Source organism: Pseudarthrobacter woesei (assembly GCF_055412745.1).
The window spans coordinates 294,832-317,299 of record NZ_JBVAYU010000002.1 but is presented as its reverse complement, the minus strand read 5'-3'; the positions used below and the strand labels follow the sequence as shown (position 1 = coordinate 317,299).

Genomic DNA, 22,468 nt, shown 5'->3' with positions numbered 1-22,468 from the left:
CGTCGATGCATGGCAATTCAGGACATTTACCCCACGGCCCTGCGCCTCCTCGGCCGCCCCGTGCTGGTGGTCGGCGGCGGCCCGGTCGCCGCTCGCCGCGCCAAGGGACTGCTCGACGCCGGCGCCCGCGTCACCGTCGTCGCGCCCCTGGCCTGCCCCGCCCTGAGCGGACTTTTCGACGCCGGCCACCTGGCCTGGGAGCCGCGCCGATACCGCACGTCCGACGTCGACGGCGTCTGGTTCGTCCAGACCGCCACCGGCGACTCCGCTGTTGACGCGCAGGTTGCCGCCGACGCCGAGGCGCAGCGCGTCTGGTGCGTCAACGCCTCCGACCACGAAGCCTCGGCCGCTTGGACGCCCGCCGTCGCCGTCGTCGACGACATCAAGATCGCCGTCAACGCCGGGGGAGACCCGCGCCGCGCCATGGCAGTGCGCGACGCAGTGGCCACCGCCCTGGACACCGGGGACCTGCCGCTGCGCCGGCGTCGCGCCTCCACCGGTGCAGGTTCCGTGGCCCTGGTCGGCGGCGGACCCGGCGACAGCGGGCTCATCACGGTCCGCGGCCGGCGGCTCCTCGGCCAGGCCGACGTCGTCGTCGCGGACCGCCTCGGCCCCCGCGAACTCCTCAGCGAACTCGCCCCCGACGTCCGCGTGATCGAGGTCGGCAAGACGCCCGGCCACCACCCCGTCCCGCAGTCCGGGATCAACCGCATCCTGGTCCACGAAGCCCTGCAGGGACACCGCGTGGTCCGGCTCAAGGGCGGGGACCCATACGTCCTGGGCCGCGGCGGCGAGGAAGCCGACTACTGCCGGCAGCACGGCGTCGACGTTGAAGTGGTTTCCGGCGTCACCTCCGCCATCTCGGTCCCGGCCGCCGCCGGCATCCCGGTCACGCACCGCGGGCTGGCCAAGGGCTTCAGCGTGGTCACCGGCCACGAGGAGCTCTCCGAGGTTCCGGCCCGCGCCGACCACACCGTGATCCTGCTCATGGGGGTGGGCCAGCTGCGCGATTCCGCGGCCTCGCTGGCCCGCGCCGGTTTGCCAGCGGGGACGCCGGTTGGCATCGTAGAGAATGGTTACCTGCCGAACCAGCGGGTGACCATCGGAACCCTCGGGACCATCGCGGACCAGGCGGAGGCCGCGGGCGTCGCGAACCCCGCCGTGATCGTGATCGGTGACGTGGTCCGCGTCAGCCCGTACGCGCCGTCGCACTTCAAGACCGCCGATTACAGCACCACCACCCCGAACGCGCCCCGCACCACCCGCATCACCAAGACCCGCGTAATGACCCCGTAGACCCCACCCAAGTAGCTCGCAGTTAAGGCCGTTTTGAGCCCTCATAACGGCCTTAGCTGCGTATTAGTTGGGCCGTGACAGAAAAAAGGAACACAGCCGTGTCAACCAACACCCCTGCAGGAACTGCTGCCCGCCCGCTGCGCATCGCCGTCGTCGGCTCCGGACCGGCCGGCGTGTACGCCGCGGACATCCTGACCAAGAGCGAGGCCGTCAAGAGCGGCGAGCTCACGGTCAGCATCGACCTCTTCGACCGCTACCCGGCGCCCTACGGCCTGATCCGCTACGGCGTGGCCCCCGACCACCCGCGCATCAAGGGCATCGTCAACGCCCTGCACAAGGTCCTGGACCGCGGCGACATCCGCTTCTTCGGCAACGTCGACTACGGCACGGACCTCTCGCTCGAGGACCTCCGCACCCACTACGACGCCGTCATCTTCGCCACCGGGGCCATCAAAGACGCGGACCTGAACATCCCGGGCATCGAACTGGCGGGCTCCTACGGCGGCGCCGACTTCGTCTCCTGGTACGACGGGCACCCCGATGTATCCCGCGAGTGGCCCCTGGACGCCAAAGAAATCGCCGTGATCGGCAACGGCAACGTGGCCCTGGATGTCGCCCGGATGCTCTCCAAGCACGCCGATGACCTCCTGGTCTCCGAAATCCCGGACAACGTTTACCGCGCGCTCAGGGATTCACCGGTCACGGACGTGCACGTCTTCGGCCGGCGCGGGCCGGCCCAGGTGAAATTCACGCCGCTGGAGCTGCGCGAACTCTCCCACTCCAAGGACGTGGACATCATCCTCTACGCCGAGGACTTCGAGTTTGACGCCGAATCGGACCGGCAGATCCAGGGCAACAACCAGACCAAGACCATGGTGGGCACCCTCACCAACTGGATCGCCGAGCAGCCCGAGGACCTCTCCGAGCTCACGGCCTCCCGCCGCCTGCACCTGCACTTCCTGCACAGCCCGGTGGCGGTCTACGACGACGCCGAGACCCCCGGCCGCGTCGCCGGGATCAAGTTCGAGCGCACCGAGCTGGACGGCACGGGCAACGCCCGCGGCACCGGCGAGTTCGTGGACTACCCGGTCCAGGCCGTGTACCGCGCGATCGGCTACTTCGGCTCCTCGCTGCCGGAGATCGAGTTCGAGCACAGCAAGGGGGTTGTCCCGAACGACGCCGGCCGCGTCCTGGACGCAGCCGGTACCCACGTGCCGGGCATCTACGCGACCGGCTGGATAAAACGCGGCCCGGTCGGCCTGATCGGCCATACCAAGGGTGACGCCCTGGAAACGGTGACCTGCCTGCTTCAGGACCGCGAAAACCTGCCGCCGGCCGCGGCACCCGCCCCGCAGACGATCGTCGAACTCCTGCAGAGCCGCGGCGTGCAGTACACCAGCTGGGAGGGCTGGCTGGCGCTGGACGCGCACGAGCGGTCCCTCGGCGAGAAGGCGAGTGGCGGTGCGGACGGCATCCAGCGCGAACGCATCAAGGTGGTCCCGCGCGACGCCATGGTGGAGATCTCCCGGGACGGGGTGGCTGCCGAAGTCTGATTCTCCCCACAAAGAGCAACGCGGGGTCACTTAGCGCCCATCCCAGAGAGGATTATGGGCGCGAAGTGACCCCGCGTTGTATGGTGGGTGGCGGAAATCCGGCGGGTAGTCAGTAGGCTTACCGTCATGGAGGAGCAGCACATGCCAGGACCCCGCCCATGAGGCTCCGCCACAGCAACGCGTCCGGCCGCGGCTACCGCCGGGTCGCGGCAGGGTCCGGCTTCAGCTACAAGGACCTGGATGGCTCCACCCTGCCGCCCGGGCCGGTGCGGGAGCGGCTGGAAAGCATCGGCATCCCGCCGGCGTGGACGGACGTCTGGATTGCGCCGTACGACAACGGGCACATCCAGGCCACCGGACTCGACGCCGTCGGCCGGCGCCAGTACATCTACCACCCGGGCTGGCGTGAGAAAAAGGACCGGCTGAAGTTCAACCGCGCACTTCAGCTCGCCGAAACCCTGCCGGCCGCGCGCCGGCTCGTCACCATGGACCTTCGCTCCGAGGGCCTGGCCCGGGAGCAGGTGCTGGCCGCCGCCTTCAGGATGCTGGACAGCGGCTCGCTGCGCGTCGGCTCCGAGCGCTACACGAACGAAAACGGCAGCCACGGCCTCGCCACGCTGCTCTGCGCCCACGTAGGCGTGCGCAAGCACGAGCTCCGGCTCAGCTTCCCCGCCAAGAGCGGCAAGACCTGGGAATCGCGGATCAACGACGCCGACCTGGCCGCCGTCGTGCGCCAGCTCAAGCGCCGCGGCGGCAACGCCCGCCTGCTGGCGTACAAGGAGGGCCGGAGCTGGCACCCGGTGACCAGCGCGGACATCAACGAATACGTCAAGGAGCGCACCGGCCAGGACTTCACCGCCAAGGACTTCCGCACGCTGCGCGGGACGGTGGCTGCGGCCGCCAGCCTGGCGCGGAGCGGCCCGCAGCCCAAGGTGTCGGCACGGAAGCGGGCCGTGAGCCGCGCCATGGTGGACGCGTCCGAAGTCCTCGGCAACACGCCGTCGATCGCCCGGAAGAGCTATGTGGATCCCCGGGTCCTGGATCATTTTTCCGCCGGGGAGACCATCGACCCGAAGCGGCTGGACTCCGCCGAATCCGAGGTCCGGGCCCTGCTGTACCGCGAGGGTGGCGTGGTTTCGCTGCGGAAAGCCGCGGGCTCGCCGCCGCCAAATACTGCGGGCCGGCTACATCCGCCCGAAGCGTGACCGCACCAGCGCGAACGCCCCGTAGGCGACGAAGCCGGCCCCGATCGCCAGGAGCATGGCGGGACCGAAGGGGTGATCCTGCAAGGCCTTGAGGCTGCCGTCCAGTCCCGTGGACGAGCCGGGGTTATGGGTGGCTGAGGCGATCACGAACAACAGCCCCGTCAGGATCAGCGCCACACCTTTGGCGATGTGGCCGGCCATGCCCAGGCCGCTGATGAGATGGCCCCGGCGCGTCCCCTCGAAATGGCCCAGCTCATCCTTGAACTTTTTCGCCATGCCCTTGACGATGAAATACACGCCGATCCCGATGATGGCCAGGCCTAGAGCAACCAGCACCGGCACCCCGAACGGACTGTGCATCAGAACGGTGCTGAAGTCCCTCGTGGAATCGCCCGAATCGCCGCGGCTGCCCAGCGCGAAACCGGCGAAGCTCAGCCCCACGCTGCCGTACGCGATGCTGAGGAAGCCGGAGGAGACCAGCTTCCTCAGCCGTGCGCCTCGGGGCAGGTGCCGGGCGCGCAGCGTCGCCTCACTCAGCTGCCAGAGCGAGAGGCCGGCACAGCCCATGAAGCCGGCCCACATAACCGCCGGGCCCCACGGGTTGGCGGCGAGCTGCTCAATCGCGCCGGTGGGCTCCGCCTGGCCCGGGGCGCCCAGCACCAGGGCTACGGCGATGGCCCCGATGACGATGTGCAGCAGCGCCATCACAGCGAAACCCGAACGCGCGACGACGTCGAGCACCCTGCTGTTCGAGGCCGCCTCGGCGGCGTCGGCTACCTCGCCAGCGGCCGATTGGTCCTCCCCGGCCCCGGATGATTCCATGCCGCCGATTCTACGCAGCGGATAAGCCTCCGATCCACGGACTACCAACTTTTTGCTAAGTGTGCTTACTATGGCCGAGTTGTGGCCTTCTGTGGGCCACCGCAATTCCCGATTCGACTACACGATAGGAACCACCATGGCAGGTAATCTTGTTGCCCGATCCATTCACGACCTGACGGCAGGCGCCTGGTTCGGCGGTTCGCTGATGGGTGCCATTGGGCTGAACGGTGCGACGGCGGAGGCCAAGGACCCGGCCGAGCGTACCCGGCTGTCGAGCCTTGGCTGGAAGAAATGGGCCCCGTTCCAGACGGCTGCTTTCGGCGCTCATTTCCTCTCCGGCCTTGCGGTCGTGTGGGAGAACAAGGGCCGGATGGCCAAGCAGGACGGCGTCACCCGCCTGACCGTGTACAAGTCGGCTGTCACCCTCGCCGGTGCCGCCGTGAGCCTGTACGCCGGTGTCCAGGGCGCCAAGGTGGACAAGCTGGCCAGCGAAGGTGCCGACGGTGCCACCGAGCCCAAACCCGGTGCCTCCGAGGAACTCCGTTCCGCCCAGCAGCAGCTGAAAATCCTGCAGTGGGCCATTCCGGTGTTTGCCGGCTGGGTCATTGTCCTGGGCGCCAAGCACGGCGAAATGCAGCGCCCCAGGAACGTCTTCAAGGGTCTCGCACGCTAATAAGCGGGCTCCGCTGGTCTCATGCTCCAGATCGGGACCAGGTACAAAGGCCTCCGGGCCGGACCGAAAAGGTTCCGGCCCGGGGCCTTTGCCGTGCCGGACCATGCTGCTGGGCGCATGGCCGGCCGTCAGAACTCGGCGTTGACGAAGCCGATGATAATCGCCGTCCACCAGCTCAACTGGGACACTGTCAGGCAGCTGAGCATATGGATCCGGTGGCCGGCCGTGAGCCCGGCGAACGAGGTGGTCGGCGGCATCACAACGAGGCGGCGCATGAGGGGGAGCAGCATGATGCCGTTGAGGATCAGCACGAGCACGGCCACGAGTTTGACCACGGTCAACGGGTTGCCCAGATCCGGGCTCAGGAAAGCCCCGGTGGTGAGCATGGTCGCGATGCCGATCCAGATAAGCGGGGTGGCGGCGCCGTCCAGCCGGATCGTCTCGGACAGCTCGCGGCGCCCCAGCAGCCACGGGAAGCCGTGCCAGTCGACCAGCATGATGGCGCCGAAGGACAGCACCATGGCCGGGATGTGCAGGATCAGCGCAATAGTCCGGGGTGGTCCGTCAACCCTGAGCGAGGTTGCCACGACCAGCGCCAGGGACCACGCGACGACGGCGCTGATGCTCAGGACTGCGACGATTCGCCGGGAGGAATCGTGTACAGCGCGTCCCCCCGCGGCGGATCCAGCGGCGCTTTGACTCATGGCGTACCTCCGGCGGCTTGAAGGACTAGATCCGCAGCGCCGTCCCGGTGAGGCCGCCGGAGGCTCCGCTGGGATTGAGCATCTTCCCGCTGCCTTGGGAAAACCCTGTGAAGCCGCTGGCAGCCTCCTGGGTCTTGGAGGGCCCAGGCCGCCGGGTCCGTTAGGCCTGGATCCACTCCGCACAGGAGTTCAGGTTCCGGTGGACACTTTCGACGGCGGCCGTCTCGTCGTGTGCCTCGATCGCCTCCACGAGTTGGCCGTGGCCCTCGTGCGGAAGGCCCTGGAAGCCGTCCTTGCCCTGCTGCCGGAGGAGGTCGTTGTGGAAAACCTCGCCGAAACTGACGTAGAGCTCGTGCAGCAGGGGATTGCCCGATGCCTGGGCCACGAGCACGTGAAAGGCCCAGTCCGCATGGGCCCAGCCGGCGAAGTCCCCGGCGAGCCAGCCTGCGCGGCGCGCCGCCAGGAGTCCGCGCATGGCGGCGACGTCGTCGGCGGTGGCATGACGGGCGGCGAGCCGCGCCGCCTGGGTGTCCAGCCCCACCCGGACCTCAAGAATGTGGACCTGCGAGTGGTCCTGGTACATCCGCTGGGCGGCGCCGGAGATCTCGCTGGTGGCACGGACATAGGTGCCGTCACCGCGGCGGACTTCTAGCATGCCGCTGTGCGCGAGTGCCTTGATAGCCTCACGCAGGGTGCCCCGGGAGACACCAAGGGCGTCCATCAGTTCCGGTTCGGCCGGAATCCGCTGCTGCAGTTGCCATTCCCCCGAATGAATCAGCTCACGCAGCTTGGCGGTGACTTCGTCCACCAGGTGCGGCCGGTGTGACGTCGTCAGGCTCACGGCCGCACCTGGGCGGCCGGCGTCCCCGCGGGCTGGATTCCAGGCCTCGCCGTAAGCAGATGGCCGACCGCGATCTGGCCCACGGCTACGGCCAGCAGCAGGATCAGGGGAAGCGTCCAGGACCCGGTGGCGCTGTGGAGCAGGCCCATGCCGAAAGGGCCCAGTGTCGCGAGCAGGTAGCCCGCGGACTGCGCCACCGTGGAGAGTGCAGTGGTGTCGGCGGTGGTGCGGCCGCTGCGGCTGATCATGACCATAACGAGCGGGAAGATGCCGAGCCCGAAACCGAGCAGCACCGCCGTCAGCGGGGCCCAGGGGACCGGCAGCACGAGCATGGACAGGACGCCCAGGGCCATGGTCACGGTGGCCAGGTAGAACGCGGTGCGCTGCATCCGGGGGCGTGAACCGATGGCGACCAGCACCATGCCGGCCGGGACGGAGACAAGCTGCATGAGCCCGAACATCACTCCGCTCTCGGAAGCGGTGAGTCCGAGCGTGACCAGCATGTACGGGAACCAGCTGAGCACGGCATAGGCCAGGAGGGCCTGCACCGTAAAGCCGGCGGTGATCAGCACGCCGGTGCGGGTCCGCAACAGCGGCCACGGGGAGACTATGCCGGCCTTGACGGCGGGCGCGTTGCGGTGGGCGTGCAGGGCAATCGGCAGGAAGCCGAGGCAGGCGCACAGGGCCAGGAATCCGATTGAGCCCACCCCTGCGGAGGGCGAGCCGAGCTGCTGCGCCACGGGGACGATCAGCACAGCGACCGCGGTGGCTCCGGTCGTCATGGTCAGCGTATAGAGCGCCGTCATGAGGGAGGTCCGGTCCGCGAAGTGGACCCGGATGAAGGACGGCATCGCGACGTTGCAGATGGCCAGCCCGGACATGCCGACCACCGTGCCCGCGAGTAGCATCCCGGTCGAGGGGATGCCGCGGAGCAACAGGCCCGCAGCAAGCAGCACGAGGGAGAGCAGGATGGCCTTCTCAAGGCCCAGATGCCGGGTGAGCCAGGACGTCGCCGCCCCCGCCACCGCGAAACACAGGGTGGGAATCGAGGGGATGATCGCGGCGATCAACGCCCCGTAGCCCAGGACTGCCTGCAGATCGTGAAGCAGGGCCGCGGCCCCGGTGATCCCGGCGCGCAGGTTGAGTCCGATCAGCACGATCGCCACGACTCCCGCGATGATAACGCCACGCGGTGCGCGCACGCCGGCGGAAGGTGCTGTCTCGGGGAGGGCGGACGATGCCGTGCTGCTAGCCATTCCTAAAGGTTAGACGTTTGATGTTTGCGCCTGAGCCTTTTGTGCTGAATATCTCGGAAAGAGACAATGATTGCGCCGGCACCCCGGACCGAGCCGACACGGCCGCCGCGTAGCCGGGCGGAGCAGACACGGCGCCGACCAGGAGGCCGTGGACGGCCGGGGTCCCAGGGCTTTCCGCACGAAGTACGTTGTGGGCACCTGCCGGGACAAGCCGCACGGCGGAGGGATCCACCGCCAGCCCGACGCCCGCGGCCTTCAGGACGGCCTCCTTGGCCACCCAGAGCCGGATCCGGTCCGCGTCGGATGCGTCCGACACGTCGAGGCCGTCTTGCCCAAGCCCTTCCCCCGGGGCGACGGCAAAGCCGTCAAAGCCGTCGAACACCTGAGTCGGCGCCTTCTCGATGTCCGCGCCGAGGCTGGTCCCGGCGGGCCCGGCGGCGGCCATCACGGTTCCGTGACTGCGGGACATGCTCATTCCGACGCCCTCAATGGAAGGCTTGCCGTGCTCGATGCTGCCGCAGCTGGCGCATGTCCGCCGGACTTCCAGTCCCGCGGCGTCGTGTGGCTCCAGCCCCAGCCGCCAGGCGGCCAGGAGCCGGAAAAGGGAGTGCGAAGCGGGGTAGTCCAGCCGGTCCTCCTCGCGGCGGAAGCGGAGCGAGGCGTCCCGTTCCTGCGGGGATAGGAACGCGCCGAGGCCGCCGAACAGGCCGCCGTACAGCCCGTCGCCGGTCTGGGCCGCCGCTGCTTGAACGGCGGCGGACGGAACCGCTACGTACCAAATCCCGGCAGGGCCGCCGTCGGGCGCGGTCATCTCTTGCTGATCCGGCGGTACTGCGCGATCGCCAGCGGGGCGAAGACGGCGATGATGCCGACGCTGCACATCACCGAATAGAGGACGGCATTCTCGGCGGGCCAGCCGCCGGGGACACCGAAGCCGGCAGGTGCCGCGTTGCCGAAGAGTTCCCGGGCGGCCGTTGCCACGGCGGTGACCGGATTCCATTCGGCAATCACCCGGAGCGGTCCGGGCAGGGAGTTGACGGACACAAAAGCGCCGGAGACGAAGGTGACCGGGAACAGCCACACGAGGCCCAGGCTTTGGGCGACCTCCACGCTCCGGGCCGTCAGTGCGATGACCGCCCCGATCCAGGAGACGGCAAAGGCAAACAGCAGCAGCAGCGCCAGCGCGCCCAGGGCCTCGGCCGGGCCGGTGGTGATCCGCCAGCCGATGGCGAGCCCGCAGAGCAGCGTCACCACGACCGACAGTACGCTCGTGAACAGGTCCGAGGACGTGCGGCCCAGGATGACCGCCACGCGTGACATCGGCAGGGACCGGAAACGGTCGATCAGCCCCAGCTGGAGATCCTTGGCCAGGTACACGGCCGTGAAGGAGGCGTTGAAGGTCAGCGTTTGCGCCAGGATGCCGCCGATCAGGTAGCTGCGGTACTGGTCCCCGCCGAGCGTCCCGCCGAAGACGAAGCCCAGCAGCAGCACGAACATCACCGGCTGCACGATTCCCGTCACCAGCGCGCCGGGCGTGCGGACAACGTTGATGAGGTTGCGCCGGGCAATGACGGAGCTGTCCCGGGCTGCGGCGGTGATGGCGCTCATGCGGCAACCTCGACTTTCTGGTTTTGCGCTGCCTGGCCAGCCGCGGCGGCGTGGCCGGTCAACTGCAGGAAAACATCATCCAGGGTGGGGCGGCGCAGCGAGGCCTCCTCCACCTGCAGGGACAGGGAATCCAGTTCGGACAGCACCCGGACCAGCATCCGGTGCCCGTCGGGGGCGGCGATGGAGACGCTCAGGTTCTGCGGGTCCAGTTCCGGCCGGGCGTCCGGTCCGGCAGCCCGATCCAGAACGGCGGCGGCCGCGGAAAGGTCCGCGGCGTGGTGCATTACGACGTCGATCCGTTCCGTACCGGCGCTCTGCTTCAGTTCCGTCGCGGTTCCCTCGGCGATGACGCGTCCGTGGTTGATGACGGCGATGTGGTCCGCCAGCCGGTCGGCCTCCTCGAGGTACTGCGTGGTCAGCAGGACGGTGGTGCCGTCCGCCACGAGGCCGGACACAACGTCCCAGGTGTCGAGGCGGCCGCGCGGGTCCAGTCCGGTGGTGGGCTCGTCCAGGACAACCACCTTGGGCCGGGCCACGATGGCTCCGGCGAGGTCCAGCCGCCGCCGCATGCCGCCGGAGAAGGTGCCGGAGCGTTTGCCGGCGACGTCGGTGAGCCGGAAGCTTTCGAGCAGTTCGTTTGCCCGGGCTGCGGCGGTCCGCCGGTTCATGCCGTACAGCCGGCCCACCATGTGCAGGTTTTCGAAGGCCGTCAGCTTTTCATCCACGGCGGCGTACTGCCCGGACAAGCCCAGGTTCCGCCGCACCAGCTCCGGGTGGCTCAGCACGGAATGTCCCGCGATACGGGCGTCACCGCTGTCCGGGGACAGCAGGGTGGTGAGTACCTTGACGGTGGTGGTTTTGCCGGAGCCGTTCGGTCCCAGCAGGCCCAGGACGGTCCCTTCGCCGGCCTGCAGGGAGAGCCCGTCCAGGGCCTTGAAGCTGCCGAAACTCTTGCTGACGTCCTCGACCCGGATCACTGCGAAGCGGCGAGTTCGGCGACTTTACGCGGAGCCATGTCCGTCCATGTCCGGGATACGTAGTCCAGGCACGCTTCACGGCTGTCCGGTCCGAACATGGTGACCCAGCCCTGCGGCGCGGCGGCGAAGGCGGGCCAGAGGGAGTGCTGCTGATACTCATTCACGAGTACGGAGAACGTTGCGGACTTGTCATCGAATGGATTCGTCATGGTGACCTTTCCTGTCTGTTCTGGCGTGCGGAAAGCCCCTCTCGTGGATCAGGGCATCATTTGCTATTCGTCCCGGCCGCCCAGTTGGATGGCCAGCGCGGGCATGATTGCACTGAGAGCCCGGTCACTTAATAGCTGCGAATGACGCTCATCCACCGCAACTTCGGTGATGCTGCCGGTGACAAACGGCTGCCAGGACTCGCTTCCGGGCGTGCCGGCCGGTACCTCGCGGGTGGCCCGGAAGAACAGCAGATCGCCGCTGAACAGCTGCGGCTGCTCATCCCGGATCAGCCGCGCCAAGTCAGGGAAGTTCCGCACCATCGCGTTGACAGAATCCAGCGGGACACTGCCCAGCGGATTGTGGTGCTCGCGCAGGATTTCCAGCGCGCGGGTCCCGTCCAGGCCCGCGGTGTCCTGGTCCGCCAGCTCGTAGCCCTGGGCCTCGAGGTAGCTGGCCCACACTGCCGGTCCGGTTCCCACATCGGCGTTGTGCGCCTGGTTGCCGGGGAACGCATCGAGGATGGCCAGGGACGCCACGTCCTCGCCGAGTTCCTGCAGCCGGGTGGCCAGCCGGTGGACGAGGTATCCGCCGAAGGACCAGCCCATCAGATGGTAGGGGCCCTGCGGCTGGACAGAGCGGAGCTGTGCGATGTAATCGTCGGCCAGTTCGGTGAGGGTGGCGGCCCCCACCGGACGGGTCCGGCCCGGCTCCATCCCGGGCATCTGCAGCCCGATCAGCGGGCGTTCGGGATCCAGCCGGCCCAGCATCGAGGCATAGCCCCAGCTGATCCCCGAGGCAGGGTGGACCGCGAAAACGGGCGGCTTGGTCCCGGCCGTCCGCAAGGGAAGCAGCTGGCGAAGACTGTCCGCGGCGCTCTCGTCCGCACCCTTGCCAGCCTCCCGGAGCAGGCCTTCCACGGTGGGGGCCCGGAATAGCGACTGGACCTGGAGGGAAGTCCCCAGGGCCGCGTTGATCTTGGCAATGAGCGGCTGGGCGAGGAAAGAGTGCCCGCCGAGTTCGAAGAACGACTCGTCGACGCCGGCGCGTTCCAGCGAAAGGACTTCGGCGTAGATCCCCGCGACGGTCTTTTCCCTCGGGGTCCGGGGTGCCAGCCCCGCGCTGCGGGCCACGCTTCCGGGATCCGGCAGCGCCGCCGCGTCCACCTTGCCGTGCGGCGTCAGCGGCACCTCATCGATGACAACGACGGCGGCCGGCACCATGTAGTCCGGCAGCAGTCCCCGCACATGGCTGCGGACGGCGTCGGGCAGGCTGCCGTTTCCGGCGCCGTTCGCCGGACCTGACCCGGCCGGCACCACGTAGGCGATCAGACGGACCCCGTCGCCGCTGCCGCCGTCGGTTCCAACGGCACGCACCACGGCCTCGCGGACGCCGGGGGCACCGCGGAGGGCGTTTTGCACCTCGCCGGGCTCCACCCGGAAGCCGCGGATCTTGAGCTGGTCGTCGTTGCGGCCGGCGAACACGAGCCGGCCGTCGGCGTGCCGGTAGACGACGTCGCCGGTGCGGTACATCCGCTCGCCGCGTCCGGTGAAGGGATCGGCGACGAACCGCTCGGCCGTGAGCTCGGGACGGCCTCGGTACCCGCGGGCGAGCTGGCGTCCCGCGATGTAGAGCTCACCGGCCGCGCCGGGGAGGGTGTGCTGCAGCCTGTTGTCCAGGACGTAGAGCCGCGTTCCCGCGGTGGGCGCGCCCAGGACGGGTTCGGCGGTGTCGCCGACCCTGGCCAGGACGGTGTCCACGGTGGCCTCGGTGGGTCCGTAGAGGTTCCAGGCCTCGATGCCGGGGTGCGCGGCGACGCTGTCCCAGAGTCCGGCGTCGAACGCTTCCCCGCCGAGAGCCAGGCTGAAGGTGTTCTCTTCGGCGGCATGCCCGTCCAGGAGCGCGGTGAACACCGGCTCGCCGAGGAGCTGCCGCAGGTAGCCGGGGGTGCTCTCCCAGACCGAGACGCGGTGCTGTTCGAAGTAGGCGGCGAGCTGCCGGGAGTCGCGGCGGGTCCGGTCATCGATCATATGCAGTTCATGGCCCTGCACCATCCACAGAATCGGGTCCCAGGAGGCGTCGAAGCCGACGCCCGTGGTGTGGGCGACCCTCCGGCGGCTGACGCCGGACATCAGCGTTTCCCGGTGCGAGGCGAGCAGGGCCGCGAGGGCGCCATGGCTGACCTCGACGCCCTTCGGCCGGCCGGTGGAGCCCGAAGTGAACATCACGTAAGCCAGCTCGCGGGCGTCCGGGTGCGGCAGTAGGGCCGCCGGATCCGCGACATCCTTACCATCCGGGGCAGTCTCCGGGCTGGCTTCCAGGTCCTCGGACAGTTCGTCCAGCAGCAGCACCCGGGGCCGGACGGCCAGGACCGCAACGAGCTGCTCAACCCGGCCGGCCACGGCGCGGCTGGTGAGGATTACCGGCGGTGCGGCGTCCTCGATGATGGCGGCGGCGCGCTCGTCCGGGTATTCGGTGTCGATGGGGTTGTAGACGGCCCCGGCGGCCAGGACACCGAACATGCTTTCCACCGTTCCCAGCGATCGGGGGAGCATCACGGAAACCACGTCGCCGCGGCTGACTCCCGCCGCCGCCAGGGCGGCGGCGATCCGCGAGGCCGAAGCGGCCAGCCCGGCGAAGCTCAGGGACTCTCCGTCTGCCACCAGGGCGGTGGCGTCCGGCGTCGCACTGACCGTTGCGGCGAGGGCCGCGAGGACGCCGGGTTCCGCGCCGGCGGCTGCTGCCACGGTGGCTGGGGCTGCCGAGCGTGTTCCGGCGGTGGCTTCCATCAGCCCGCGCGCTTCATCGTCCCCGATCATCGGGAGCAGCGCGACGGGGGTGTCCGGCGACGCCGCGGCCAGCTCAAGGAACCGGCCAAAGCTGTCCGCAAGCCGCCGGACGGTGCCGTCGTCGAACATCGCCGCGTTGTAGTCGATGGTGCCGGCCAGTCCGCCGCCGCCGCCATCGCCGTCGCCATCGTCGGGCCGGAAGGTGAAGGAGAGATCGAACTTGGCCTCGCCCGACGCCGTCTCGGGCTCGGCCGCCACCCGGACCCCGGGCAGCTGCGGGACCGCCGGTGCCTCGTTGTCCACGGTGAGCATGGTCTGGAACAGCGGGTGCCGGCCCAGCTCACGCTCGGGATTCAGCGCTTCGACGAGCCGTTCGAAGGGCACGTCGTCGTGGTCAAAGGCGGCCAGGATACTGTCCCTGGACCTGCCGAGCATGGTCCTCAGGCTGGGGCCCCCGGCGGCGTCCACCCGCAGCGGCAGGGTGTTGACGAAGAAGCCGACAAGCCCGCGCAGTGCCGGATCCGTGCGCCCGGCCGTCGGGGAGCCGATCACGAGGTCATCGCCGGCACCGGTGCGGTGCAGGAACGCTGCCAGCCCGGCGTGGAGGGCCATGAACAGGCTCGCGTTCGACGCCGAGGCGAGGCTGCCCAGCGCCCTGACGCCGGCAGGATCGAGCCGGAACTGCAGCTGCCGCCCGGGCTGGCGCGATTCGCGCGGCCGGCGGTGGTCCGCCGGCAGCATCAGTTCGGCCGGGATGCCGGCCAGCGTGTGGCGCCAGTGCTCCAGCTTGGCGGTCAGGGCCGCGCCGTCGAGCTGTTGCCGCTGCCAGTTGGCGTACTCGGCATACTGCAGGGGGAGCGGAGCCGGATCGGCGGCCGGATCAGCGCCGAGGGCGGCCTCGTAGGCGGCGGACAGGTCACGCGCCAGCGGGGCGAGGGAGGCGCCGTCGCTCGCGATGTGGTGCATCACGAGGTGCAGGACCCACGCCGTCGCGGCCTCCGCGGATCCGATCCGGATCAGCCGCGCCCGCAGCGGGAGCTCCGAACGCACATCGAAGCCGCGTTCGGCGTCTTCGCGCAGCAGGGCCGGAACCTCCGCCTCCGAGCCGGCCGTGGCGGCGGCCAGCCGCATACCGGCGGCGGCGGGGGCGCCGTCGTCCGGAGCCAGGATCAGCTGCTCCGGCACGCCCCCGGTTTCCGGGTAAACGGTCCGGAGGACCTCGTGGCGTCGGAACAGTGATCCGACCGCGGCGGCCAGCGCCCGCTCGTCGAGGTCGCCGGTGAGGCGGACGGCCAGGGAGATGTTGTAGTCGGAGGCGCCGGGATCCAGCTGGTTGAGGAACCACATGCGGGACTGCGCAAAGGAGAGCGCCAGGCGGTCGGGGCGGACCGAATCCGGACCGCCCAGCCAATCAGTCAGGGAAGTCGGGGCCGCGGCGGGCCCGGAAGTGGCCCCGGCCGCCCCGGCCGCGCCGGAGGCCCCCGGGGAGCCTGTACCGGCCTGCCGGTGCACGGCTGCCAGCAGGCCGGCGGGGGTGGGCGCATTAAAGAGGGTGCGCAGCGGCAGCTCCGTGCTGAAGGCCTCCCTGATGCCGCCCATCATCGAGACCGCGAGCAGGGAGTGCCCGCCGAGGACGAAGAAATCATCATCCATGGCGACGGTGTCCACGCCCAGGACCCCGGCGAAGATCCCGCACATGGCGCGCTCCTCTGCGGTCGTGGGGGTGGTGCCTCGTTCCTTCCCGACGCCGGCGGAGGGCGCCGGAAGCGCCTTACTGTCCAGTTTTCCGTGTGCCGTCAGCGGGATGGCAGGGACCTGCATAAAGATGGCCGGGACCATGTAGTCCGGCAGCATGGCCGCGGCCAGGCTGCGCAGTTCCCCGGGGTCCGCTGTGCCTGCGTAGTAGGCCACCACCCGGTGGGCCGGCTCGCCGTCGGCCAAGGCCACGGCGCGGTGAACTCCGGCGTGGGCGGCAAGGACCGCCTCGATCTCGCCGAGTTCGATCCGGAAGCCGCGGACCTTGACCTGCTCGTCGGTGCGGGACAGGAACTCCAGCGCGCCGTCCCGGGCCCGGCGGACCAGATCGCCGGTGCGGTACATCCGGCTTCCGTCGGCCGCGAAGGGGTTGGCGACGAAGCGTGAGGCCGTCTCGGCCGGGCGCCGGTCGTAGCCGTGGGCCATGCCGGGACCGGCGAGGTACAGCTCGCCGGGAACACCGGCCGGGACCAGTGCCAGATAGGGGTCCAGGACGAACGTGTCGGTGTTGGCGATGCCGCGGCCGATCGTTGGTGCGTCGCCGCTGATTTCGGCAATCACCGAGTCCACGGTGAACTCGGTGGGGCCATAGAAGTTGTAGGCCGAGACCTCCGGCGTCGACGCGAGCCGGGTCCACAGCTCGGCTGTGACGGCTTCGCCGCCCAGCGCAAGGATCAGCGGCTGCTCCCGGGAACCGTCCAGCAGACCGAACTGCAGCAACTGCCCGGCGTAGGACGGAGTGGTCTCCAGCACGTCGATACCGTGGCTGCGGCAGTAGCCGGCCAGGGACTCGGCTTCGCCACGGACCTCGTCGGCCACCAGGTGCAGTTCCGCTCCGGCGATCATCCAGAGCATGGGATCCCAGGCGGCGTCGAAGCCGAGGCCCGCGATGTGCGCCACGGACACGGTTCCGCCCGGGGCCGCAGCCTGGAACCGCGGGGCGTACAGGGTGCGGTGGTGGTGGCTGTAGAGGTTGGCCAGGGCGCCATGGGGCACGGCGACGCCCTTGGGCCGCCCGGTGGAACCGGACGTGTACAGCACGTAGGCCGGGTCCGCTGCGGCCGGCCGGCGGGCGGCCAGGGCGGCGTCGGAAATCCCAGCACCCGCCGCCAGCAGCGCATCGACGCCGAGGGTCCGCGGTCCGGCGGAATCGGCGGCGGCGGGCACTGCGGAGATGACGACGGCGGGGGCGCCGTCCTCGAGGATGATCCGGATCCGCTCGGCGGGGTAGGAAAGATCTACGGGGATGTAGACCGCGCCGGCCGCCAGCACCGCCAGTGCGGCAGCGACGACGTCGGCCGTGCGCGGCAGTGCCACCGCGACCCGGTCGCCGGGTTCCACGCCGGAGGCCATGAGGCCCTTGGCGAGGGCCCGGACCCGGCCGTGAAGCACGGCGAAACTGGCGGCTTTGTCCGCACCGGCGGCATCAATGAGCGCTCCGGCGTCCGGCGTCCGCGCCGCCGTGGCCTGGAAGGCATCGACGACGGTCTCCGGCAGGACCGTCCCCGTCCCCGGATCCGCCCGGAAGCTCTGTTCCAGGGCACGGGCATGCTGCTCCGGGGACTGGATCCGCAGCCGGTCCAGCGTGACATCGGGGTCCGCGGCGAACTGCTCCACCACGGCGAGGAAGCCCGCCACGAGCTGCTCGGCGGTGGACCGGGAGAACAGCGCAGGGTTGTAGGCGAGCGAGCCGCGGATGCCGGCCCCGGCATCGCCGGAGGCAAGCTCCGCCCCGGCATCTTCCTGTTCAACGGCGTCAACGGAGCTGTCTTCCACCAGGTCCAGCAGCAGGTCGAACTTGGCGCCGCCCGGTTCCTGGCTGAGATCGGCGGTGGCCTCAACGCCGTCCATCGAGAGACCGGCGGCTGCCGTGTTCTGAAGCGTGAGCATGACCTGGAAAAGCGGGTGGCGGTGCTGGGACCGGGCCGGATTGAGCTCCTCGACCACCCGCTCAAAGGGTGCGTCCTGGTTGGCGTAGGCGTGCAGGTTGGTATACCGGACGCTCTCCACAAGCTCCGCGGCGCTCGGGTTCCCGGAGGTGTTGGTGCGCAGCACCAGGGTATTCACGAAGAAGCCCACAAGCTCGTTGAGTCGGGTGTCGGTCCGGCCGGCGACGGGGGTGCCCAGCGGGATATCTTCACCCGCGCCGGACTTGGTCAGCAGCGCCGCGAGCGCGGCCTGCAGCACCATAAAGAGGCTGGCGTTGTGGTTCCGGGCCAGCGCATTGAGGCGGGCGCCGGTTTCCCGGCGGATTGCCAGGGGAACGGACGACGCCGGTTCGGCGGCGGTCCGCGCGCCGCGGATGAAGTCGAACGGCAGCCGGAGCTCCTCGGGGGCACCGCGCAGTTCGCGGGTCCAGAACTCAAGCTGGCGGGCGATGGCGCTCGCCGGGTCGTCCTCGCTGCCGAGCTCCTCCCGCTGCCAGAGAGTGTAGTCGGCGTACTGGACCGGAAGCGGGGCAAGCGGGGTGTCCGTGCCGGCCGCCAGCGCGTTGTAGGCCTGCGAGAGGTCCTGCGCGAGCGGGGCCAGGGACCAGCCGTCGGCGGCGATATGGTGCAGCGTTATCGCGAGCACATGGTGGTCCGGGTCCAGCTGGAAGAGGACGGCGCGAAGCGGCAGCTCCCGCGTGACGTCGAAGCCGCGGCGGGTTTCCGCGGCGAGGGCGCCGGTCAGTGCTGCGGCGGTGCACTGGACGCCAAGCAGCTCCACGGGGCGGTCGCCGTCGGCCAGGATCTGCTGGGCGGGTTCGCCGTCGACCAGCGGGAAGATGGTCCGCAATGTCTCATGGCGGCCGGCCAGCCGGTTGATGGCCTCCTCAAGCGCCCGGACGTCCAGGGCGCCCTTGAGATCCAGCACCACGGGGATGTTGTAGGCGCCGGATTCGGGATCGAAGCGGTTCAGGAACCACAGCCGGCGCTGGGCGAAGGAGAGCGGAATGACGTCCGGGCGTTCCACCGGCTTGAGCGGGCGGGCATTGACGGCACCGAGCTCAATGGTCTCGGCGAGGGCGGCCACGGTGGCCTGTTCGAATACCGTGCGCAGTGCCGGTGCCACGCCGGTCCGGTCCCGCAGCAGCGCCACGAGCCGGGTGGCCAGCAGCGAGTGTCCGCCGAGTTCGAAGAAGTCGTCCTCCAGCCCGACGGCCTCAAGTCCCAGGACTTCCTTGAAGGCCTCGGCCACGATCCGCTCCCGCACGCTGCGGGGCTCCGTGGCCGACGCTTCCTGGCTCGGAGACGGCAGCGCCCGGGTGTCCAGCTTGCCGTTGGCGGTCAGCGGAATGAACGGAATCTGCTGGACGGCGGTCGGCACCATGTAGTCCGGGAGCTGCCGGCGGGCCCGCTGGCGGAGCTCCGAGGTATCCAGTTCGTTGCCGGAGGTGACGTAGCCCAGCAGCTGGTCGTAGCCTGCCCGGTTCTTGGAAACCGCGACGGCGGCATGCTCGACGCCGTCGAGGGACCGGAGGACCTCTTCGATTTCGGCGAGCTCGATCCGGAAGCCGCGGATCTTGACCTGGGCGTCCATGCGCCCGCGGAACTCGAGGGTTCCGTCCGGAAGCCGCCGGACGACGTCGCCCGTGCGGTACATACGGGAGCCGTCCGGGACGAAGGGGTCGGCGACGAAGCGCTCGGAGCTGAGGCCGGGCTGGTCGAGGTAGCCGCGGGCCAGGTTGATGCCGGCGACGTAGAGCTCGCCGATGGCGTTGACGGGGACCGGGTTCAGGCCGGAGTCCAGGATGTAGTGGCGGCTGTTGGCCACCGAGTCGCCCAGTGTTGGTTCCGTGCCGGGCTGCATGACGGCGGTGAGGGAGTCCACGGTCGTTTCGGTGGGGCCGTAGAAGTTGTAGGCCACCACCCCCTCCTGCTCGGCGAGGGAGTTCCAGAGCACAGGATCCACGGCCTCGCCGCCGAGGGCCACCACCGTCGGGTGGGTCTCCTGGCCGAAAAGGCCGCCGGCCAGCAGCACCTTGGCGAAGGACGGGGTGGTTTCGATCGAGTCGATGCCGGTACCGGCCAGGTACTCGCTGAGCGCTTCCGGGTCGCGGCGGGTCTGGTTGTCCACGAGGTGGAGCTCATGGCCGGCGATGAGCCAGAGGATCGGATCCCAGGAAGCGTCGAAGGACAGGCCGGCGGTGTGTGAGACCTTGAGCTTGCGCCCGAGCCGCTCTTCCGCGGGAAGGAAGACGCTGTCCCGGTGGGAGGTGTACAGGTTCAGCAGGGCCAGGTGCTCGACGCCGACGCCCTTGGGCCGCCCGGTGGAGCCGGAGGTGAAGATGACGTAGGCCAGATCCTGCTGCCCGGCCGAGGGCGCCGGCGCCGCCCCGTCCTTGCCAGACAGGCAGGAGACCATCAGGGCGGAGTCCAGCACGGTGACGGGGACCGTGGTGGCGAGTTCCTCGTGGCCGGCGTCGCCGCCGGTGAACGCCGAGGAGGTCAGCAGGCGGACGGGGGCAGCGTCCTCGAGCATGCCCTCCACCCGTCCGGCGGGGTAGTCGGGATCCAGCGGGAGGTAGGCGGCCCCGGACTTCAGGATCGCCAGGAGCGAAACGGGCAGCAGCACGCTGCGGTCCAGCCGGACGGCAACGGTCTTCCCCGGGCCCGCTCCGTGGCTGCGGAGGAACCGGGCCAGCTGGTTCGAGCGGGTTTCGAGTTCGCTGAAGGTCAGTTCGCCGTCGGGCGCGACGACGGCGGTGCGGGAACCGGCGTCGCGGGCGCTGAGCTGGAATTCCTCCACGATGGTGTGCTGCGGAAGCGCCGTATCTCCGGCGTCGCCGGCGGCCAGCAGTGAGCGCTCTTCCTCGGCGGTGGTCACCGAGAGCGAGGCCAGGAGCGCCTCGGGCCGGGTGGCGACGTCGTCGATGAGCCGGACAAAGCGGTCCAGATGTTCTTCCAGCTGCTGCGTGGTGTACAGGGCGGCGTTGGCTTCGAACTGGATCGTGGCGGTGCCGGCAGGGGTGCCGCCGGGGCTGCCGGCGGGGGCGGCGCTGCCGGCGTCGAGGCCGTGGATGACGATCGAAAGATCGTCGATCGGGCCGGTGGACAGGATGTTCATGGTGCCGCGGGCGGGGCCGAAACGGATGTCGTCCAGGACGGGCAGGATGTTCACCGAGGGGCCCAGGTATCCGGTCTGCGTAGCTAGGTCCTCAAAGCGGGAACGCTGGTGGATCAGGGCGCCGCGCAGGGTGGCGCCCATGGTGGTGAGGGTGTCGCGGACCGTCGCGCCGGGATCGACACCGATCCGGACCGGCAGGATGTTGGAGAGCATCGACGGCGTGGATTTCGCGAGCTTGCCGCGGCGGGCGGTCACGGGCAGCGCCACGGAGACCTCACGCTCGCCGGTGATCCGGTGCAGATACAGCGCGGCTGTGGTGAGGACCAGCGCCGGCGCGGAGCCGGCGGCGGACGCCAGTGCGGCGGCGGCCGTGGCGGGCAGCGACCTGGCCGCGCGGACCAGCGAGGTGGCGGTGCCCTCGGGCCGGCCGGCCAGTCCTGCCGCAGCCGGGGAGTCCCGCAGTTGCGCTTCCCAGTAGGCGCGGTCGGTTCCGGCGGCGTCGGATATTGTGTAGTCCGCCTCTGCGGCCAGGAGCTCCGTCAGCGAGCCGAAGCCGGCAGCGCCGGGCCGCTCGGCGTCGTCCGGCACACCGCCCAAACGCCGGTTATCCCGCACACCGCCCAAACGTCCGTTGTCCAGCAGTCCGTTATACAGCCCGGCGATGCGCTTGAGTACCAGCACCGCCGAATAGCCGTCCAGCATCAGGTGGTGGACCCGCTGGTAGAAGTAGTGCCGCTCCGCGGAGAGCCTGATGAGTTCGATGTGCAGCAGCGCGTCGCGGACGGCGTCGTGCGGGAGACCGAGATCCGCGTCCATCAGGGTCCGTGCCTCGGCGTCCGGGTCCCTGACGGCGCTCAGGTCCGTGACTTCCAGCCCGGCCGGGTTCGGCCTATGACGCTGGAACGGACCGGTTTGGTCCTCCCCGAAGGCCATATTGAGCGCATCGGTCCCGGCGACAGCCTGCGCCACCGCCTCGGCCAGCACGGACATGTCCAGCGGCCCGGAAATCTCGACGAACTGGCCGATCTGGTACATCGGGTTCTCCGGTGCGAGCTTCTGGGCGTACCAGATGCCTCGCTGCGCGGGGGTCAGTTCGAGCCTGTCGGCGGAGTTGTTTGACTGGGCGTTCAGGGGATTCGGGGACATATTCCTTCTCGGGTATCTCGAGGGGGCTGCAGACGCATCAGGGCACAAAAAAAGAACCCGCGCGGTGGGCCCAGGCAGGATGACCTCCGGCAGGCGGCCGTGTGCGGCCGGCCTGCCGGAGGATCAGGGGAGGATCGTCAGTGGGAGGTTACTGGAACTGGCCGAACTGGAACGGCCCGGTCTGGCCGGTGTCCACGAGGGGGCCGTCAACGAGCGGTCCGTTGACCAGCCCGCCATTGATGAGCGGGCCAAAGCTGAGCTGGTTGTTTGACGCCGAAGGCTGGGTAACCACGGTGGTTGCGTCGGGGCCGGCGGCGGCCTGGGCAGGCATTGTGGCGACGCCGAGGGCTGAAAGTGCCAGGGCTGATCCTGCGGCGATCCGGGTTGCGGTCTTGAAGGTCTTCTTCACTTTTCATCTCCAGTTACGTAGCCGTATGGTTTCCACGCACCAAAAAGGTGCCATAGAGCTATTCGGATCTGCCCGGAGCCCGGATGGGAACCCGCCCGCCGGAAAGCAACGCGGGGTCACATCGCGCCCATCCCGGGCCCCACAATGGGCGCGATGTGACCCCGCGTTGCTCTGGAGG

The 22,468-nt window shown here is 69.7% G+C and carries 14 protein-coding genes; 4 read left to right on the top strand and 10 right to left on the bottom strand.

Annotated elements, in window-relative coordinates; genetic code table 11:
• Positions 1–9 precede the first annotated feature (9 nt).
• The 3 genes from cobA (at position 10) to ACZYZE_RS04555 (ending at position 4,054) form a co-directional block, all read left to right on the top strand.
• Entirely contained in the window at positions 10–1,296 is a 1,287-nt protein-coding gene (cobA, locus tag ACZYZE_RS04565) for a uroporphyrinogen-III C-methyltransferase (RefSeq protein ID WP_463906465.1), read from the top strand.
• Positions 1,297–1,394: 98 nt separating this feature from the next.
• Positions 1,395–2,849, top strand: coding sequence for an FAD-dependent oxidoreductase (locus ACZYZE_RS04560; protein ID WP_459319689.1), 1,455 nt, complete (start codon positions 1,395–1,397; stop codon positions 2,847–2,849).
• A gap of 158 nt (positions 2,850–3,007) precedes the next feature.
• Positions 3,008–4,054 carry a DNA topoisomerase IB gene (locus ACZYZE_RS04555; protein WP_459319688.1) on the top strand — a complete coding sequence of 349 codons (1,047 nt, stop codon included), beginning with the start codon at positions 3,008–3,010 and terminating at the stop codon, positions 4,052–4,054.
• Here ACZYZE_RS04555 and ACZYZE_RS04550 read toward each other — a convergent pair.
• Complete coding sequence (locus ACZYZE_RS04550; RefSeq protein WP_459319687.1) at positions 4,034–4,876, bottom strand: DUF1206 domain-containing protein; 843 nt, start codon at positions 4,874–4,876, stop codon at positions 4,034–4,036. The genes ACZYZE_RS04555 and ACZYZE_RS04550 overlap by 21 nt on opposite strands.
• 136 nt (positions 4,877–5,012) lie before the next feature.
• Here ACZYZE_RS04550 and ACZYZE_RS04545 point away from each other — a divergent pair, with 136 nt between their 5' ends.
• Positions 5,013–5,549: a hypothetical protein gene (locus tag ACZYZE_RS04545; protein ID WP_459319686.1), complete on the top strand. Its 537-nt coding sequence runs from the start codon at positions 5,013–5,015 to the stop codon at positions 5,547–5,549.
• A gap of 128 nt (positions 5,550–5,677) precedes the next feature.
• Here the strand turns inward: ACZYZE_RS04545 and ACZYZE_RS04540 are convergent, their stop codons facing one another.
• From ACZYZE_RS04540 to ACZYZE_RS04500, 9 genes are all read right to left on the bottom strand, one after another.
• Positions 5,678–6,253, bottom strand: coding sequence for a hypothetical protein (locus ACZYZE_RS04540; protein WP_459319685.1), 576 nt, complete (start codon positions 6,251–6,253; stop codon positions 5,678–5,680).
• Between the two features lie 160 nt (positions 6,254–6,413).
• Positions 6,414–7,094, bottom strand: coding sequence for a FadR/GntR family transcriptional regulator (locus ACZYZE_RS04535; RefSeq protein WP_459319684.1), 681 nt, complete (start codon positions 7,092–7,094; stop codon positions 6,414–6,416).
• Positions 7,091–8,350 carry an MFS transporter gene (locus ACZYZE_RS04530; RefSeq protein ID WP_459319683.1) on the bottom strand — a complete coding sequence of 420 codons (1,260 nt, stop codon included), beginning with the start codon at positions 8,348–8,350 and terminating at the stop codon, positions 7,091–7,093. Before ACZYZE_RS04530 ends, ACZYZE_RS04535 begins: the two co-directional genes overlap by 4 nt.
• On the bottom strand, positions 8,343–9,161 hold the full coding sequence (locus ACZYZE_RS04525) for a 4'-phosphopantetheinyl transferase family protein (RefSeq protein WP_459319682.1): 819 nt from the start codon (positions 9,159–9,161) through the stop codon (positions 8,343–8,345). The genes ACZYZE_RS04530 and ACZYZE_RS04525 overlap by 8 nt, the downstream gene beginning before the upstream one ends.
• Positions 9,158–9,958, bottom strand: a complete 801-nt coding sequence (locus tag ACZYZE_RS04520) for an ABC transporter permease (protein WP_463906461.1) — start codon at positions 9,956–9,958, stop codon at positions 9,158–9,160. The genes ACZYZE_RS04525 and ACZYZE_RS04520 overlap by 4 nt, the downstream gene beginning before the upstream one ends.
• The gene (locus ACZYZE_RS04515; protein ID WP_459319680.1) at positions 9,955–10,935 is read right to left on the bottom strand and encodes an ATP-binding cassette domain-containing protein; all 981 of its coding nucleotides are present in this window, start codon (positions 10,933–10,935) and stop codon (positions 9,955–9,957) included. The genes ACZYZE_RS04520 and ACZYZE_RS04515 overlap by 4 nt, the downstream gene beginning before the upstream one ends.
• Positions 10,932–11,144 carry an MbtH family protein gene (locus tag ACZYZE_RS04510; RefSeq protein WP_459319679.1) on the bottom strand — a complete coding sequence of 71 codons (213 nt, stop codon included), beginning with the start codon at positions 11,142–11,144 and terminating at the stop codon, positions 10,932–10,934. Before ACZYZE_RS04510 ends, ACZYZE_RS04515 begins: the two co-directional genes overlap by 4 nt.
• A gap of 63 nt (positions 11,145–11,207) precedes the next feature.
• Positions 11,208–21,881: a non-ribosomal peptide synthetase gene (locus tag ACZYZE_RS04505; RefSeq protein ID WP_463906458.1), complete on the bottom strand. Its 10,674-nt coding sequence runs from the start codon at positions 21,879–21,881 to the stop codon at positions 11,208–11,210.
• A gap of 148 nt (positions 21,882–22,029) precedes the next feature.
• Positions 22,030–22,290 carry a hypothetical protein gene (locus ACZYZE_RS04500; RefSeq protein ID WP_459319677.1) on the bottom strand — a complete coding sequence of 87 codons (261 nt, stop codon included), beginning with the start codon at positions 22,288–22,290 and terminating at the stop codon, positions 22,030–22,032.
• Between the last annotated feature and the right edge of the window lie 178 nt (positions 22,291–22,468).

What these genes read in the sequence shown, in the direction of transcription:
- cobA (WP_463906465.1), top strand. Translation starts at nt 10, where the DNA reads ATGGCAATTCAGGACATTTACCCCACGGCCCTGCGCCTCCTCGGCCGC.
- ACZYZE_RS04555 (WP_459319688.1), top strand. Translation starts at nt 3,008, where the DNA reads ATGAGGCTCCGCCACAGCAACGCGTCCGGCCGCGGCTACCGCCGGGTC.
- ACZYZE_RS04550 (WP_459319687.1), bottom strand. Translation starts at nt 4,876, where the DNA reads ATGGAATCATCCGGGGCCGGGGAGGACCAATCGGCCGCTGGCGAGGTA.
- ACZYZE_RS04545 (WP_459319686.1), top strand. Translation starts at nt 5,013, where the DNA reads ATGGCAGGTAATCTTGTTGCCCGATCCATTCACGACCTGACGGCAGGC.
- ACZYZE_RS04540 (WP_459319685.1), bottom strand. Translation starts at nt 6,253, where the DNA reads ATGAGTCAAAGCGCCGCTGGATCCGCCGCGGGGGGACGCGCTGTACAC.
- ACZYZE_RS04530 (WP_459319683.1), bottom strand. Translation starts at nt 8,350, where the DNA reads ATGGCTAGCAGCACGGCATCGTCCGCCCTCCCCGAGACAGCACCTTCC.
- ACZYZE_RS04525 (WP_459319682.1), bottom strand. Translation starts at nt 9,161, where the DNA reads ATGACCGCGCCCGACGGCGGCCCTGCCGGGATTTGGTACGTAGCGGTT.
- ACZYZE_RS04520 (WP_463906461.1), bottom strand. Translation starts at nt 9,958, where the DNA reads ATGAGCGCCATCACCGCCGCAGCCCGGGACAGCTCCGTCATTGCCCGG.
- ACZYZE_RS04510 (WP_459319679.1), bottom strand. Translation starts at nt 11,144, where the DNA reads ATGACGAATCCATTCGATGACAAGTCCGCAACGTTCTCCGTACTCGTG.
- ACZYZE_RS04505 (WP_463906458.1), bottom strand. Translation starts at nt 21,881, where the DNA reads ATGTCCCCGAATCCCCTGAACGCCCAGTCAAACAACTCCGCCGACAGG.